The organism is Rhabdaerophilum sp. (assembly GCF_046092605.1).
Classification (GTDB): domain Bacteria; phylum Pseudomonadota; class Alphaproteobacteria; order Rhizobiales; family Beijerinckiaceae; genus Rhabdaerophilum.
Window position 1 is genome coordinate 1 of the sequence record NZ_JBJTDY010000021.1, and the last position, 14,984, is coordinate 14,984.

At 61.5% G+C, this 14,984-nt stretch carries 12 protein-coding genes; 5 read left to right on the top strand and 7 right to left on the bottom strand.

All coding sequences use genetic code 11. From position 1 onward, the window contains the following. Positions 1-1,125: 1,125 nt before the first annotated feature. Entirely contained in the window at positions 1,126-2,973 is a 1,848-nt protein-coding gene (locus ACKODO_RS02060; RefSeq protein WP_408981798.1) for a hypothetical protein, read from the top strand. A 6-nt stretch (positions 2,974-2,979) separates the two neighbouring features. On the opposite strand, the gene ACKODO_RS02065 is transcribed toward ACKODO_RS02060, so the two are convergent. Then, a complete protein-coding gene (locus ACKODO_RS02065) occupies positions 2,980-3,594 on the bottom strand; it encodes a transglutaminase-like cysteine peptidase (RefSeq protein ID WP_408981799.1) in 615 nt (204 codons plus the stop codon). A gap of 203 nt (positions 3,595-3,797) precedes the next feature. Here ACKODO_RS02065 and ACKODO_RS02070 point away from each other — a divergent pair, with 203 nt between their 5' ends. Together ACKODO_RS02070 and ACKODO_RS02075 are read left to right on the top strand one after the other, a co-directional pair. Then, complete coding sequence (locus tag ACKODO_RS02070) at positions 3,798-4,499, top strand: metallophosphoesterase family protein (protein ID WP_408981800.1); 702 nt, start codon at positions 3,798-3,800, stop codon at positions 4,497-4,499. Positions 4,500-4,583: 84 nt separating this feature from the next. Beyond that, positions 4,584-5,597, top strand: a complete 1,014-nt coding sequence (locus ACKODO_RS02075) for an NAD-dependent epimerase/dehydratase family protein (protein ID WP_408981801.1) — start codon at positions 4,584-4,586, stop codon at positions 5,595-5,597. Here the strand turns inward: ACKODO_RS02075 and ACKODO_RS02080 are convergent. Together ACKODO_RS02080 and ACKODO_RS02085 are read right to left on the bottom strand one after the other, a co-directional pair. Next, entirely contained in the window at positions 5,588-6,508 is a 921-nt protein-coding gene (locus ACKODO_RS02080; protein ID WP_408981802.1) for an O-antigen ligase family protein, read from the bottom strand. The genes ACKODO_RS02075 and ACKODO_RS02080 overlap by 10 nt on opposite strands. 444 nt (positions 6,509-6,952) lie before the next feature. Continuing rightward, positions 6,953-8,131: a polysaccharide biosynthesis/export family protein gene (locus tag ACKODO_RS02085; RefSeq protein ID WP_408981803.1), complete on the bottom strand. Its 1,179-nt coding sequence runs from the start codon at positions 8,129-8,131 to the stop codon at positions 6,953-6,955. A gap of 338 nt (positions 8,132-8,469) precedes the next feature. On the opposite strand from ACKODO_RS02085, the gene ACKODO_RS02090 reads away from it, so the two are divergent. Further along, positions 8,470-8,760, top strand: a complete 291-nt coding sequence (locus ACKODO_RS02090) for a hypothetical protein (protein ID WP_408981804.1) — start codon at positions 8,470-8,472, stop codon at positions 8,758-8,760. Positions 8,761-8,837: 77 nt separating this feature from the next. Here ACKODO_RS02090 and ACKODO_RS02095 read toward each other — a convergent pair whose 3' ends face one another. The 3 genes from ACKODO_RS02095 to ACKODO_RS02105 are packed head-to-tail and all read right to left on the bottom strand — an operon-like array spanning position 8,838 to position 12,005. Further along, positions 8,838-9,977: a glycosyltransferase family 4 protein gene (locus ACKODO_RS02095; RefSeq protein WP_408981805.1), complete on the bottom strand. Its 1,140-nt coding sequence runs from the start codon at positions 9,975-9,977 to the stop codon at positions 8,838-8,840. Further along, positions 9,967-10,767: a glycosyltransferase family 2 protein gene (locus tag ACKODO_RS02100; RefSeq protein ID WP_408981806.1), complete on the bottom strand. Its 801-nt coding sequence runs from the start codon at positions 10,765-10,767 to the stop codon at positions 9,967-9,969. Before ACKODO_RS02100 ends, ACKODO_RS02095 begins: the two co-directional genes overlap by 11 nt. After that, positions 10,764-12,005, bottom strand: a complete 1,242-nt coding sequence (locus tag ACKODO_RS02105) for a hypothetical protein (RefSeq protein WP_408981807.1) — start codon at positions 12,003-12,005, stop codon at positions 10,764-10,766. The genes ACKODO_RS02100 and ACKODO_RS02105 overlap by 4 nt, the downstream gene beginning before the upstream one ends. Positions 12,006-12,381: 376 nt before the next feature. Here ACKODO_RS02105 and ACKODO_RS02110 point away from each other — a divergent pair, with 376 nt between their 5' ends. After that, on the top strand, positions 12,382-13,578 hold the full coding sequence (locus ACKODO_RS02110) for a hypothetical protein (protein WP_408981808.1): 1,197 nt from the start codon (positions 12,382-12,384) through the stop codon (positions 13,576-13,578). Positions 13,579-13,587: 9 nt separating this feature from the next. On the opposite strand, the gene ACKODO_RS02115 is transcribed toward ACKODO_RS02110, so the two are convergent. Continuing rightward, a complete protein-coding gene (locus tag ACKODO_RS02115) occupies positions 13,588-14,727 on the bottom strand; it encodes a glycosyltransferase family 4 protein (protein WP_408981809.1) in 1,140 nt (379 codons plus the stop codon). Between the last annotated feature and the right edge of the window lie 257 nt (positions 14,728-14,984).

Here is a 14,984-nt window from a genome sequence, read left to right on the forward strand (position 1 = left end):
AACCAACAAAAAAAATAAATATATATATAGCTCTATAATTAAAAATAACAATATAATTATTCATGATATTCGGTTCCTCCTGTAGAAAAAGATCAAATCAAAAGCAATATTGTTTCTAGATATACAACGAGAGCAAATACAAATTGTCATTCTAGCTATAAATGATTATCAATAGAAAATTGCTTTACAAACAACCGTCCGGTTTTGTCGATATCGAAGGCTGCCCGTGAAGTCAATACCGGCCACAGCAGCCAGCCCAGACATGCAAGGCTCGAATACCAAGGACATCCCGCCAGCCGCCCGCTTTCGCCGGCTCGTTTCATCAACCTCTCATTTTGTCGGCTTCTTGGACACAACCTGCGCGTCTGGAGCTCGAATCTTCTCGATCGCGGACGCACGGGGTCATGCCATCACTCCTTCGGATCGTTTCGTGACAGCCGTCGTCGCGGATTGACATGGTTCCCCAGTGACTTGTCTCATGCCGCGCCCGTGAGAGCCCTTCATGTGCCGAGAGCACGAGGCGTGAGAATGGGTCGATGTTCCATTTCGGGCCCTCACTCGCGGAGACCCAGCGGGTGCTGATTCCCGAGCGGTGCGAAAGCAACGAGACCCAAGCCGCAATCAGGTCTCGCCCGATGATTGTTACGCTGCTTTTTGCCACGCTTCACCAAAGAGACCGCCGTCTCCAGCCAAACGGCCAATTTTCATGCCTCCAAGAAACCTCGGGTTGCAAGGACAATTTGCGGCAAACGGCTCGGAAACTTGCGATCAACCCGCCTCAGGACAACCGTCGCGCGATTTTTCTGATGCGGGCGCGATCCCGCGCCGAGGCTGCGGATCAGGGCCCCGGTGCAGTTTATGCCCGGCTTCTTGCTCACCTCTAGAATGCCTCGTCTGAATTCTGGAGGATGTCATGGTTGCTCTTGCCGAAGGTCACGCCAATCCATTTTGCCCTGCCGAGGTCCGAGCCTCTGCCATTCTTGCCGAGTGGCCAGGCGGCTGTTCGTTGAATGCCCCAAGCACGGGGGCTATTCAACGTCGGGGGCAATGCTGATGCCGGTCGTTGGTCTCCATATGGGCGTTGGCCGCCGTTCGCGTCGATCGAGATCGCCCGTCAATCCTCCCGTGAACACGGTTTTGCCCGTCATCTCGGGTAATGCACAGATCGGCGTCAGCCTCGGGGCAAGCACCGGAAGCTGGTCCGGGCAGGCTCCGATCAGCTTTGCCTTCCAGTGGTATCGTGGCGGCATCGCGATACCCGGCGCGACCGGTGCGAGCTATCTCCTGGCCAGCGCCGATGCCGGCGCCATCATCACCTGCGCGATCACCGCCACCAATGCCGGCGGCAGCGCGAGCGCCACCAGTGCAGCGCTCGGGCCTGTCGCCCTCCCCAGGGCTCCCTCGGGTGCCCTCATCACCTTCTGGGGCGATGGCGTGAACTCCGAAGGTGCTGCCCCCGGCATGCGCAACTGGCCCACCTGGGCGCTGGCGAGCTTCAACGGGCGGCTCATGCCGTCCGAAGGATGGATGCAGTGCAAGAGCGGCGAGACGCTGGACGGCGTTTTCGCCCGCCGGGACGCGGCGGTGAAGCAGGCCCCGGAAATCTTCGTCTATGCCTCGGACGGGCACAATGACGGGCTTTATTCGTCAGGCTATGCCACGCAGCTCACGAAATGGGTGCGCAACGCGCAATTTGCGATCGACAACCTGCCATCGACCACGCGCATCGTGATGACCATCCCGCTGACTTCCGCTGTCGCGGGCGAGAGCACGGGTGGGGACTGGCGCATGATCGTCTCGAACCTGGTCCGCGAACAGGTCGCGACGTGGCAAGCCATCCATGGCGCGCGCATCATCCTGTTCGACACGCTGGCGGCGATCGGCGGCTTCGGCCCGTGGGATCACACCACGATGTCGAACGATGCAGACCGCACGCATCCGAACGCACTCGGCGGCTGGACGCTCGGGAAAATGTTCTTTGCGCTGATGGACGGCCAGGTCGCGGCTGCAACGGTCGAGGACATTCTTGCGGCGGCGACGGCGACCACGCGGCGCGGGGCGAACCTTCACCCGGATCGGCTGCTTTCCGGCACCACGGGCACGCGCTCGGGCGCGATCGCACCGACCGGCTCCTATGCGACCGGCCAGCGCATCACCAACAACCTCGCGAACGGCACGGGCATTGCGGTGGCCTGCTCGAAATCCGCGCAGACCGGATACGAGCAGCAGCTCGCCGCCGTCAGCGGCACGCCTGCCGCCACGCAGGCCATCGTGCAGGACGATACCACCAATATCACGCTGACCGGCATAGGCCCGGGCGATTACTGCGCCTTCATGGTCCGCGCGCGTATGGATGACGGGACAACCGGCTTCCCGGCCGGGCTGAACAATTTCGGCTTCGCGCTCGGTTCGATCGGCAACCTGTCCACGACTTCTGATCTTGCTGCGGCGGGCCTTCCCTCCTCCATCGGCGCGGTGGATCAGGTCTGGGTCTGCGCGCCGAAGGCATCCTTCGCCAACAATATAGCCGTGGCAAACCCGGTCTTCACCACGCGCTATTCTGCGGTGGCCATCAACACCCGCATCACCTTCGAGCGCCCGCAGCTTTTCAAGCTTTACCTCAACGCGCGCACGGCGCCGTGGTATTTCGGAAACGACACGATCCTCGGGACGAATTACCGCATCCGGCTCACTGGAACGGGCGTTTCCGGCGAAGGCTTCGCCTCGAACGGCACCATCACGGCGGCAACGGTCGGAACCGTCCGCGTTGAGCCGGGCTCATGGTCGGGCGGCGGCCTCACCTTCACGCGCGTCATGCGGCGCAATGGCGCGGTTGTTTCGGGCGCGTTCTCGACCGGCTGGACCCACGCCATGGCCGGGCAGGTTCTCGCCGGCGATGTCATCGCGATCGATGTCATCGCCACGAACAGCCTTGGCTCCGCGACGCGGACGATCACCTTCAACGTGGTTTAGCGCCATTCAGAACGAGAGCAGGGTGACCCGTAGCTCAGGCTGCGGGTTCACCGGACGAAGCCAGAGCTCAGGCGCGGTGGCTGACTGGATTTTCTCGATCCGATGCGCAACGGTTTTCAGCGGGCGGATGCTGTTCGCAAGGTTGTCGAGCACGAAGCTCCCCCCCGATGTCCGCACGACCAGCACGAGATGCGATTCCTCGACCGTGTGGGAGAGCTGGGCCAGAAGGAGGCTGCTGGACGGCCAGCCCAGTTCGAGCAAGCGCGCCCGCTTCGAGACGGCATAATCATCGCAATCGCCGGCCTTCGGAAACAGGGTCCAGCGATCGTTGAACGGACCACCCGGGTCAGGCTGCGCCACGATCGAAGCGTTAACGCTTCGATTGATGCCCTCAAGCTCCGTGAGACGCTGTTGTGTCAGCGCCACTTTAGGCTTGCGAAGCGAAACGCGCTGGCGGGAACATTGGGTGGGATGCTGCATGCAGAACCGCACATGCGCAAAGGGCGACATGACCGGCCTTGCAGCCAGGGTGAGGACAAGGCTCTTGGAGTTTTTCTGAGGCTCGAACAGCGCTTCCGGAAGGCTGGCCAGCGCGATACCCGGCAAAAACACCAAGCTCATCGCAACGATTTTCAGTAATCCCCTCATGGACGCCTCGAGGTTTTTTAGTATTTACTGAGGCGTTTGTCGCATACTCGCCTTAATTCGACGCGCAGCGCGACATATCAAACTTTTATATTGTTTAAGTGGATTTTTAATGCTGTTTTGTAACCCTGGATAAATCTCCTGATCCCATCGGGGCACCTTGCTTCATGCCGAATCCCATGCCGAGCTGCCAAATCCCGGAGGGCCATCGCCTCTATGTCGTGGGTGATATCCACGGCATGGCCGGGCTGCTGGAGCGGAGGTTTGCGGCCATCGACGCGGATCAGTCCGCTTCGCCCGGCTTCATCAACCGGGAGATCTATCTCGGGGATTATGTGGATCGCGGGCCGGATTCCCGGCGCGTGCTGCACCTGCTCATGGAGCGTCACCGGCAGCGCGATGTGGTGGCCATCACGGGCAACCATGAAATCTACATGCTGCGCGCCCAGCAGGACCCGGAGACCTTCGAACGCTGGATGCGGTTCGGTGGTCGTGAAACGCTTGCCTCTTTTGGCGTGCGCCCGCCGGATGGCCCCCCGAGCGAACGCAACATGGCCGAATGGCGCGAGGCAATGAGCCCCGAGGAGAAGAACTTTCTCGGCTCGCTGCAGCACTGGCATCGCTTCGGCGACTATGCCTTCGTGCATGCCGGATTTCGGCCGGGAATTGCGCTCGAAGACCAGACAATCGAGGATATGACCACCATTCGCGAGCCGTTCCTCAGCAACTCGTCCGACTTCGGCTTCAGGGTCGTGCACGGGCACACACCGAGAGCGGATGTGGAATTCCGCCCTGGGCGCATCAATCTCGATACCGGGGCCTTCATGTCGGGCAGGTTGTCCTGCCTCGTGATCGAGCCGGACCGGCTAAGGTTATTGTAAGGCCAGAATCGACAATGCGCTGCAACCTTGGCAAGGAACGCGAGGCTGCTGCGATGAGGCAGGGTCAATCATCGGAGCGGCGTTATGCGTTATCTGGTTACCGGGGATGCCGGTTTCATCGGTTTTCATGTGTCGCGGCGGTTGTTGAGCCAAGGGCATGAGGTTCTCGGCATCGACGCCCTGACGGATTACTACGATGTGGACCTCAAACATCGCCGGCTTGCCATTCTCGGCGCGGAGCCTGGCTTTCGCCACGAAACCCTGATGCTGGAAGACCATGCGGGGCTGTTGAAACTCTTCGGCGAATTCCGGCCGGATCACGTCATCCATCTCGCGGCGCAGGCCGGTGTGCGCTATTCGATCGAGAATCCGCGCGCCTATATCAATGCGAACGTGGTCGGCACATTCAACCTGCTGGAAGCCTGCCGGGCCTTTCCGGTGCGCCATTTGCTGCTGGCCTCGACCAGCTCCGCCTATGGCGCCAACGACAAGTATCCTTTCGAGGAAACCGATCCGGCGGTGCATCCCATCACGCTTTATGCCGCCACAAAAGGCTCCACGGAACTGATGGCGCATTGCTATGCCCATCTCTTCCACAACCCGACCACGGCCTTTCGCTTCTTCACGGTCTATGGTCCGTGGGGCCGGCCGGACATGGCTTATTTCCTGTTCACCCGAAAGATCCTCACGGGCCAGCCCATCGAGATCTTCAACCATGGCGAAAGCTGGCGCGATTTCACGTTCATCGATGATCTCGTGACCTCGATCCTGCTGTTGGCGGCCGCGCCGCCGCCGCCTGCCGATGCGCGCGAGGGCCTGAAGCCCATTCCGGGCGATACACTCAGCCCGGTCGCACCCTACAGGCTTGTCAATATCGGGGGCGGGCAGCCGGCCAAGCTCACCGAACTTGTCGGCGAACTGGAAAAGGCGCTCGGGGTGGAAGCCGTAAAGGTGTTCAAGCCCTTGCCACCGGGCGATGTGGTCAAGACCTTCGCCAGCGCCGCACTTCTTGAAGGTGTCACGGGACAGAAGCCCGCGACGCCGCTCTCGGAGGGCATTCCGCAATTCGTCCGATGGTATCGCACCCACTACAATTGAGGCGAGCCCCGCGAGACGATACGGATCGCAGCGCCGGCGATCACCGCGACGGGGATGGCATAGCCTGGAATCTGCGTCGGGTAGTCGACAAGGGAATGCAGGACGGGCATCAGCAATGCGCCCGTGGCAAAGATCGTCGCGAGCCGGTTCGGCCCATCCCGCAGGCTGGGCCGGGCGATCCGCATGTAGAGCCAGAGCACCAGCAAAGTCAGGGCTGCAAGGAAGGGCAGACCGCCTTCCGCCGCCAGCTGAAGATAGGTGTTATGCGCCCGATCCCAAATCCCCGAACTCTGCATCTCGGCACTACGATAGATCGGGAAGACCAGTTCGAAGGTTCCGAACCCGGTGCCGATCCAAGGATGATCCAGAGCGATGCGCCAGGTCGTGGCATAGACAACCAGGCGGCTCTCATCGACGCGCGCATTGGCATCCAGACGCGCACCAAGCATCTGGACTACCAGCGCAAGGCTCGCAAGGGCCAGCAGCGCAAAGGTTGCCAGGATCAGGCGACGTGCCGGCCGATGTGACCAGATCCGATGGGCGTAAACATTCAGCATCACCACCAAGGCGGCCCCGACCAGCCCGAGGCCGAGGCCGGCGCGGGAGCGCGTCAGCAGCATCGCGACGAGGCAGATGAGCATCACGCCGAGATCGACAAGGTCGCGCCGCCGCAACCTCAGGCCCGATGCCGTGCCGCCCCGGGCCGCGATGGACCCGAGGAGGCGATCCGAGATCAAGGCGATGGCCGCCACGAAGCCAAAGGCCGCAAGGGCGCAGGCCATGTTGCGATTGAAGAAGGTTCCTGTCAGCACGTCGCGGTGATGCGTCTTTGCGTGGTGGAAGATCATCCCGGGGTCCTGCAGGAACTGGAAAATCCACAGCAGCGCGAGGCAGGCAAGGCTGCGACTCACGATTCGCAGCAGGGTCCTGCTCGGAAATCGCTCTGCGGGAAGGGCGAGGCCCGCAAGAAAGGCAAGGCTCGCGGCGAGTCCCGGCAAAAGGGCGGTATCGGGCGGAACGGCAGACAGGCCACGGCGCGATGTGACTGGTATTTCCAGGAGTTTGGCCGCCCGGTGCCAAAGGTCTGACCCACCCGATTCAAGCGGTTCGATCTGCAGGAAGACAAGAACTCCGATCGCAGCCCACAGGCACAGCACAGCAAGCAGCGCGCGCTGCTCAAGCCTCCCCGCCAGGGACCAGGGAGCGACTAGAATCGCGGCCCCAAGCGGAAGCAGCCAGATCGCATTCCAGAAAACCGGCTGTGATCCAAACGGAACGGGTGCGAGGATCGCTGATCCCAGGGTCAAGGCTGCGGAAAGACGATAGCGCCACTCCCGTAGCATGACGATTGCGAATTAGAACGACTGTCCGAGCTCGACACCGTCCCGGACCGAATTGATCCCGAGGCGAATGAACTGGAGGGTCTTTGCCAGATCCACGGTCGTCGTATTGCCCACGAAGATCACGTCGTGGTGCTGCAATTCGATGTTCTGAGCCAGAAAGAAGCCCGACGGATCACGCAGATTGATCGCGTAGACCGTTGGAATGACTTTGCCCTCCGGGGGCAAATCCATCCCGTATCGCTCCAGGTTCTGACGCGGCTCGACGCGGTAAATAAAAACCGCTCCCGGCTCGGCACGCTCGTCCAGCAGGCCGCCGGCCTTGCCCATCGCATAGGCGAGGGTCACGCGTTCGCTGTCAAAAAAGAAGACGCCATTCTGCCCCGAGGCACCCAGAGCCACAAAATGCCGCTGCTCGCGCGAGACAAAAACCGTATCCCCCGGGCGCAGGAGGATGTTGTTGGCAGGCTGACGGACCAGTTCGGCCAAGCCTATCTGAGCCTTGCGGCCAGCGCGCTGCAGGGCAATGATCGTTTCATAGGCGGGGTATTTCGGACCTCCGGCGCGGGCCAGCGCGTCAAGCACGCGATCTCCCTGCGGATTGAGCGAGAACCGCGTGGGAGCGTTGACTTCACCGAGGACGCTCGCCTGCGCCGAGCGCTGCTCGCGAACGGTCAGCACGACGCGGGGCTCGATCGCGCGACGCTGCAGAAGTTGCTGAACCTCGTTCTCGACCATGCGCGGGGTGCGGCCGGAAACCATAATTTCGCCCGCATAGGGCACGTTAATCTTGCCTTCGCGATCAATGGTCTGCGGCGGCAATTCAACGAAGTTCCCCGGACGGGCGCCCGCAACCTGCGATGGCGTGAAGAGACCGCCCGGTGCGGATTCAAAAATCGTCAGGGAAATCACGTCGCCAGGGCCGAGGATCAGCCCGAAAGGCGTCGGGTTCCGATCATTCAGCGTGCCCGAAAAGGCGGATGGTACAACCGTGCGGATCTTCGAGAGAATATCGCTGTTCACATTCACAACGACGTAGCTCAGGGCAGAGCCCTGCGCAGAGCCATCGGAAACCTTTCCGCCTTGCGCCACCGCGCCCGTAACAATCGCGTTCGACGCGGGCCCATGTGAAGGCATCGCCGCACAGCCCGCGCAGGTCAAGACAATCAAAAAAGAAAAAATTTTGTTAACCAAGCGCCTACTCCCCGCAAATCCCCATCCGACTTGAGCGCGAGCTCAGCACCGGTTGCAATGCCATGCTTTGACAATCGACGGAAGCGCCGTAGGCGTGATTTCCACCATTGACCAGCATTTGAAGCAAATGCGTGTGAGGAGTGTTGTAATTATGCCACCAGTTTGCTACGGAAACGCCTCCTCGTGTTCCAGTTTCGGACACAGAAATCACTGATGATGACAGTTTAAAGAATCAGGCCGTTCCGAGTATGATTGTAAGAAAGGCCGAAATTGAGATAGACTATATTACCAATTGAAGCTTCAACGGGTGGTGAAACATCCCGAGGTGAGGAGCGATCATGATACTCGGGACGCGATGCCTGCAGGCCGCGTTGCGCGCTGCCTTTGCAAGCGCGGTTCTCTCGCTGTTCGCGGGAGAAGGAGTGGCCCAGCAGGGCACGCCGCAAAAACGTTCGAAAGATCCCACCTTCGGCAGCGGCGTCTTCCAGCCAAACTGGTCGACCCAGCGCCCCTTCGATGCCAATAAGGCAGCCCGCCCGTACCGGGATCCGTCTCGGCTTGATCGCGGGCGCGATCCGGATTACTGCGCGCCACCGCGTCGCCGCGACTCGCGGGGCGATTGCCGCTAAAGGGCTTGCGCATTCAGGCCGCGACGGGGTGTCCCACAGGCTCCGGTCCCCTTAGAGCGCAAACCGATCTGATTGAATCAGATCTGGCGCTCTCTCTTCTTGTTTTCGCATCCGCTTTTTCCGCCAACCGGTATCCACTTGGCGGGCGGATGCTCTAGACGCATCTCCTCGAGATAGCCCTCGATGGCTTTGTCCCAAGTGAGGAAGCGGCTGACGTCGACGACGAAATCCTGCGGTTGATCAAGGGCTTTCAGAATGAGAGCGCCAAGCTCATCGGGGTCGGTCGGCTGGAAATAATGATGGTCCGGCAGCATGAAATCCCGGTTGGCCTCATTGTCGGAAAGGATCACGGCGATCCCTTCCTGAATGGCCTCCAGCACGGCATTCGACATGCCCTCATGCAGCGAGCAGTTGACGTAGAGGCTGGCGCCCCTCAGGCGCTCCAGAACTTCCTGGCGGGAGAGGCGTCCGGCCAGTCTCGCCCTGCCACCGGCCTCGCGGCATTGCTCCGCGAGGGCCGTGGCTCCTGGCGAAAGATCGGCGCCACCGATGATCATGACATCCGGCGCATGGTCGCCGAGGCGTTTCACAGCCTCGATCAGCACGCCATAATTCTTCTGTGCCGTCACACGACCGATGGCGAGGACCTTGCCATCCCGGCTTCTGATGTCCGGGGCGGGGCCCTTCTTCTCAAGCCCGTTCGGCAGCAGGCGGGACGCAATCCCGCGCGCCTCAAGATGGGCGACCAGGCTCGGAGCCACCGCCATGACGCGGTCGGCATGGCGCATCATGCTTTCCGAAAAACGCATGATCCAGCGCATGGGGCGGCTCCATTTCGGCAGCACGTAGTCGATCGAACCCGTTCGGACATAGATCTGGGAGCGCCTCCACAACATCAGGCGCATGAAGGGCACGAGGATCGCGAAATTCATGCCGAGGATGAAGATACGATCATAGCGTCGCGCAGCATGAAGCCACAGCGCATAAAGCAGATAGAAGGCCTTGTCCGTGCGGAAAAAGCGCGAACGCGGCACCTGCACCACCACCACGTTCGGCGGAAGCGGACGGCTGGCCGCGACAAGGCACAAAGCGTCGATGCGGGTGGAGGGCGCGGCACGCGGAACGAATTCCTCGGCGAATTTCTCGACTCCGCCCTCGTGGCCGACAATGCTGCGCGGGCCGATGATCAGCAACCGCGGAAGGGAGTCAGCGGCCATGTCCGAGAACTCTCCGTAGATTGCGAAGCCAGCCCGGTATCATCAGAAGCCGAGCGTAGCCGAGGATGGTGCCCCAGGGCTTTCCATCCGTATAAGCGTGGTGCACGAGCCGTGCCGCGAACGAGAACATGATTTGCCGACGCCGCCGCGCGACAGTGGTGGATTGAGGATGATAAAGCCGTGTAACGAGCGGCTCGGGGATGGCCCCGAAGCGCAAGCCCGCGCGGATGGAAGCGAGATAGAGCGCGTAATCCTGCGCGAAAAGGAAGGTGGGATCGTAGAATTCGATTTCGGCCAGCCGCGTCTTGCGGAAGGCGAGGGTGGAATGCACGATGAAGTTCTGTTCCAGCAGCCGTGCCTTGATGGCGTCCTCTTCGGTCGGCCCCTCGATCCGCCATTCCCTGCCCGAGGCCATTTCCCGCCCGATGGCGAAGCCAAAGACGATATCCGCGTCGGGATGCGCCTCGAAATAGGCGAGGGTCTTGGCCAGACGATCCGAGACTGGTGGATCATCGTCATCGTTGCGCACGATGATTTCACCGCGCGCCGCAGCAATCGCGCGGTTCAGCGTGCGCGGCAGGCCGAGGTTCCGGCTGTTCCGAACCAGCACGAAACGCGGATCGGAGGCAAAGCGCGCCTCCAGCTCCGAGCAATCAAGATCAGGCCTGTCGACCGCCACGATCACCTCGGCCGGGATGGGCTCGGCCAGGAAGGACGCGACGATCTCACCAAGATGCTCGTTCCCGGTCGTGGGAATGACAACACTGAGACGGATGGGAGATGGGGTCACGCCGCCTCGCTTTCCGGCCTGCGCATCAGCAGGATGGCGAGCGTCACCGCGTGGCGCACAAAGTAATGGGCTGCAAACATGGCAAGAGCGATATCCACGGGAAACAGGGTCGCAAGCGCGAAAATCAGCAGGCAGGCGCCGCTGGCCCACAAGCCTGCATGCAGAAGCCGGCTCGATCGCGCCTTCCTGTTGATCGCGAAGGCTTGCGAATAGACCGCATCGGCCATGGCGACCCCGTAGGACAGGAAGATGATGACGGTCACGACTTCCGTGCCCTTGAAGCGGTTGAGCGCCGGCACGTTCTGCACGGCCAGATAGAACAATGCGGCGCAAACCATGCCAAATGCCGTGAAGAAAAGCCCGACCGACAGCACGATCCTGCCCGAGGGAAGGTGCTCCACGAACCGGCGATAGAACACGTAGATCGCAGGTTTCAGCGTGTTGTAGATGAAGCGACCCGTGGAGAACCCGAGAGTGTAGAGGCCGAGGGCATCCAGCCCGAACAGGGCGCCGATGATCAGTTTATCGATGTGTTCCAGCGAGTTGGGCAGCGCGTTCGCGACGCTGATGGTCATGCTTTCGCGCGCGCCGGGCCGCCGCATGGCAGAGAAGGGCCCGAAGGAAACGCCGGAGAAATCAAGCCGCGAATAGACCACCATCGCGAAGAACAGCGCGTGGAAAGCCGTCATGACGCCCAGTTGGACGAGCGTCGTGGTGAGCACGGAAGTGCCCATGGCGAGCAGAGCCACGAAGGCCAGGAAAGCCACGGAGTATTTCGCGAAAGCGAAAAGAAAGAAACGCAGGAACTCCTGCCGAGCCTGCAGCAGCGGCGCGTAGAAATCGAAAACGCCGTAATGGAAAGCGGCAAACACCACGATGGCGATCGTGGTGGGGGTCAGATTGGCGGATGGCCATTCCATCCAGAACCAGAGCGCGCCGACGAACCCGGCCAGCACAAAACAGAGGCCCGAAAGATAGACGCGGCCGACGAAGAGTTCGGCCATCCCATGCGAATCATTCTCGGCGACCGCGCGCACGAAAACCTTCGAACTGTCGAGGAAGGTCAGGATCGCCGCCAGAGAAAAAATCGCAAGAACGAGCCTGTAGAGGCCCGCATCGGCCGTTTTTCCGCTATAGACCAGCAACAGGATGATCGCGTAGTTGACGAGCCCCGGGAGCGACGAGGCGAGAATGGACAGCGGGCCACGCAAGAGCAGGTCTTTGAAATGATTTCGCATCGCTGCTCTTCAAACCGGTCGTTACTCGCGCAATGCCCGCGATCGCCAAGGCGACAGCAGGTCCGGCTCCAGACGGGTCAGGACGATAGGACGCCAGGCCAATCTTGGCGAAATTCCGGCTTGCCGGCGCCGCATGGTCATTGCAGCCAGGATTTCGATACGTTCCGCAAGCGGAGGCGCCTTGTTTTACCTTTCACAGCATGATGTGCATTGCAAGGTTCGCACGCAAAGGGGAGCCATGAAAAAATCCGGATGGTTATCGCCCCTGAATTCTGTGCAACCGGATGTGCTTTCCGGTGGGTGGTTGCTGGTTGCCGCATTGCTCTGCTTCAGCGTGACTGCCGCAAGCGCAGAAATTCGATCGGCCGGAGGGCTGGTGAACGGCGCGAAAATCATCCCGGTCACCAATCTTGACGATTCCGGTCCCGGCTCGCTGCGCGCCGCCCTGGAGGCGCGGGGGCCGCGCATCGTGGTATTCGAGGTGGCGGGGTTGATCCGCCTTCAATCGAACCTCACGCTGATCGAACCGCAGGTGACCATCGCAGGCGAAACGGCTCCGGCGCCAGGCATTGTCCTCACGAGGGGCAGCTTCAACATCCGCACGAAGGACGCGATCATCAGCCATATCGCCGTCTATCCCGGCAGCACCGATGATCTGGCGGTGGGTGAAAATCGCGATGCCATGTCCTTCAACGGCTCTGATGCGCCGGGCAAGCATCGGCAGCAGAACATCGTTCTGCGGAATGTAAGCCTCGGCTGGGGTGTCGATGAAAACCTGGGCATCCAGGGGCTGACGAGCGACATCCTGATCGAGCGCGCGCTCATCGCGCAGCCGCTCTACAGGGGCGGCCACCCCAAGGGCAGGCGGGCCATGAACCTGCTGCTCGGCAATCCCGTCGGCCGGGTGGTCATCGCGGGTTCCGTCCTGGCCTCGGCCAACCAGCGCAGCGCGCGTTTCACCCAGGGCAACCGGGTAAGCTTCGTCAACAACCTGATTTATGGGCCCGGCCGCGTGGCGACCCACCTTGATTCCAGCCAGGCAATCCTCAACCCCGGCGCGATCGATATCATCGGGAATGTCTATGTCCCCAATGCGGATACCGCGTGCAAGGGGTCGTTCATCCGCATCGATCCCGCCTTTTTCAATCGGCAGCCGCTGACCTCCGTCTACATTCAAGACAACATGTCGATCGGCCCCCGCGCCAATTGCCTGCAAGGGGTTGATCGCGGTGAGGCCGGCCTCACCGCCTCTCCCGCTCATCGGCTGACGGATTGGAGCATTCTTCCCGCGACAGCCGTCTATCCGGAGATCCTTCGGCAGGTCGGATCGCATCCGGCCGCACGAAACCCTGTCGATCGACGCGTGATCGCGGGCATCCGCGACAACAGCCTGCGCATCATCGATCGCGAGAGCGATGTCGGCGGCATGCCCGATATCGCGCCGGTCCGACATGTCCTGCGTCTCCCGGTCAGCTCCGCATCGCTCGGCGATGAAAGCGCGGTCAGCCGTATGAAGGCCTATCTTTGCGAGCGGCACCGGCTGGTGACGGGCGGCTTGCCCTGTTCACCGTGAAAATCGGCTTCAGAGCCCGATGGCGCGGCGCATCTCGCTGTTTTCGCGGGTGGCGTAGGTGTCGAGCGAGTGCCGGGCGAGGATGCGCGCCCGGGCCGCAGCCGAAATCGCGGGATGCGACGCCTGATCAGCCATCGCCCGGCGGATGGCTTCCGCGAGGTCTTCGGCGGCCACGCTCCTCGCAAGATATCCGGTGCGCTGATCCTCGACCAGTTCGACAATGCCGGGAATCGGCGACCCGATGGCGACCATGCCGGCTGACATCGCCTCGATCAGCACTTTCGGCAGGCCCTCATGCAGGCTGCCCAGCAGAAACAGGCGATGCTGCCGGAACAGGGCGCTGATCTCCATGTTCTGCATGCGCGGGATGATGGTGACGCGGGCACCCGTGCGCTGGATGATGGCCTCTACCGCCGGGCGTTCCGAGCCATCGCCGACCATGATCAGCGCCATGCCGGTCTGTGCGACAGCCTCGGCAATCGCGCGCACATTCTTCTGTGGCTCAAGGCGCCCCACGAAGACGAGCGTGCCGGGTTCGGGGACATGATCCGGATCGGGCGCGAAGAGTTCGGTATCGACATAGGTTGGCGCGACAAAAACCTTGCCCTTGCGCCAGAGGATCAGCCGTGAAATCTCCGCCTTCGCGCTTTCGGTCGTCACGGAAACAAGCCGTGCCCCGTTGAACAGCACGGCTTCGATGAGCAGCGCCACGGTGCCGCGCAGGGCCTGCCGGTTCTTGAAGAGGCGCCGCGAGAGAAGGTAGCCGCAGCGGGCAAAGAGCGGAACGCCGAAGAGCCGCAGGATCAGCGCCGGCCAGCTTCCGCTGATCTGGTTGGTCTTGGACAGGGATACGCCGCTCCGCGAAAGCTTCCACAAGAGCCCGAGATTGAGCGAATGCAGCAGGCCAGAGAGATTGCCGGTCGCTTTCGTGCGGGGCGTCACCAGCCGGAAACGCGCCCGGATATCCGGGCGGCAATCCACCAGTGCCAATGCCTCATGATCGGCGGGGTCGTAGCTGAAGATCACGACCTCATCGCAATATCCGCGTTCGAGATGCCGCACATAGATCTGGATTTCCCGCGAAAGGATGCCTTCCCGGTGCCATTTGGTCAGGGAAGCCTTGAAGGACAGGAACAGAGCGAGGCGCATGCGGGAGACCAGAACTGGATCGGTTGGCTTCGGTTGGCCGGCACTCTAGCCAGCTTTACCCGCATGACCAGCCCGCTCATGGTTGAGCACTTTGCGCCGGTTCCGATGGCTCGCGTCATGCCCGATTGGTGGAAGAAGAGGCCACTTGTTCCGGAGGATTTCGACAAAAGAAAAGCCCCGCCCGGCTCTCCGCCTCCATCGCTGGAAATGTCGATGACGGCGAAGCATTGTTACGCGCTGCGGGAGTTGTTCCGGCG

What these genes read in the sequence shown, in the direction of transcription:
- ACKODO_RS02065 (WP_408981799.1), bottom strand. Translation starts at nt 3,594, where the DNA reads ATGAGCTTGGTGTTTTTGCCGGGTATCGCGCTGGCCAGCCTTCCGGAA.
- ACKODO_RS02095 (WP_408981805.1), bottom strand. Translation starts at nt 9,977, where the DNA reads ATGGCCGCTGACTCCCTTCCGCGGTTGCTGATCATCGGCCCGCGCAGC.
- ACKODO_RS02075 (WP_408981801.1), top strand. Translation starts at nt 4,584, where the DNA reads ATGCGTTATCTGGTTACCGGGGATGCCGGTTTCATCGGTTTTCATGTG.
- ACKODO_RS02105 (WP_408981807.1), bottom strand. Translation starts at nt 12,005, where the DNA reads ATGCGAAATCATTTCAAAGACCTGCTCTTGCGTGGCCCGCTGTCCATT.
- ACKODO_RS02115 (WP_408981809.1), bottom strand. Translation starts at nt 14,727, where the DNA reads ATGCGCCTCGCTCTGTTCCTGTCCTTCAAGGCTTCCCTGACCAAATGG.
- ACKODO_RS02070 (WP_408981800.1), top strand. Translation starts at nt 3,798, where the DNA reads ATGCCGAGCTGCCAAATCCCGGAGGGCCATCGCCTCTATGTCGTGGGT.
- ACKODO_RS02090 (WP_408981804.1), top strand. Translation starts at nt 8,470, where the DNA reads ATGATACTCGGGACGCGATGCCTGCAGGCCGCGTTGCGCGCTGCCTTT.